This window comes from Bradyrhizobium sp. P2_E8 (assembly GCF_056403875.1).
This window is the reverse complement of record NZ_JBFUES010001735.1, coordinates 1-795: the sequence shown is the minus strand read 5'-3', so window position 1 is coordinate 795 and position 795 is coordinate 1. Positions and strand designations below refer to the sequence as shown.

The window sequence follows — 795 nt, the reverse complement described above, 5'->3', positions numbered from 1 at the left end:
GTCCCGCGAGGCGCCGAACAACCTCTCGCCGGTCGGCACCGGCCCGTACAAGTTCCTCGAGTTCAAGCCGGGCGATATCGTCCGTGGCGAGCTCAATCCCGACTATCACATGCCGAACCGCCCGTATTTCGACACGCTCGAAATGAAGGGCGGCGGCGATGCCGTCTCGGCGGCGCGCGCGGTGATCCAGACCGGCGAATACGATTTCGGCTATAACATCCAGGTGGRAGACGACGTGCTGCTGCGCCTGGAGAAGGGCGGCAAGGGCAAGGCCATCTACGCCGTGGGCGGAGACACCGAGTTCATCGCGCTGAACTTCACCGACCCGAACACCGAGGTCGACGGCGAGCGCTCTTCGATGAAGACGAAGCACCCGCWGTTCTCCGATCCCGCCGTGCGCAAGGCGCTGGCGCTGCTGGTCGATCGCGAAGCGGTGAAGAAGGTGATCTACGGCCGCGCAGGCCGCACCACGGCGAACTTCCTCAACGGCCCCGAAAAGTTCGTCTCCAAGAACACCAGCTGGGAATTCAGCATCGAGAAGGCGTCGAAGATGCTGGACGACGCCGGCTGGAAACCGGGTGCGGACGGCATCCGCGAGAAGGACGGCAAGAAGCTGAAGCTTCTGTACCAGACCTCGATCAACGGCCCGCGCCAGAAGACCCAGGCCATCGTCAAGCAGGCCTGCCAGAAGGCGGGCATCGAGGTCGAGCTGAAATCGGTCGTCGCCTCGGTGTTCTTCTCCTCCGACGCCGGCAATCCCGACATCTACCCGAAGTTCTATGCCGACATGGAGAT

The 795-nt window shown here is 63.3% G+C and carries 1 protein-coding gene; it reads left to right on the top strand.

The features are described 5' to 3' along the window. Window positions 1–795, top strand: a 795-nt coding sequence (locus tag AC1D00_RS43570) for an ABC transporter substrate-binding protein (protein WP_477014993.1), incomplete at both ends; no start/stop codon positions are given.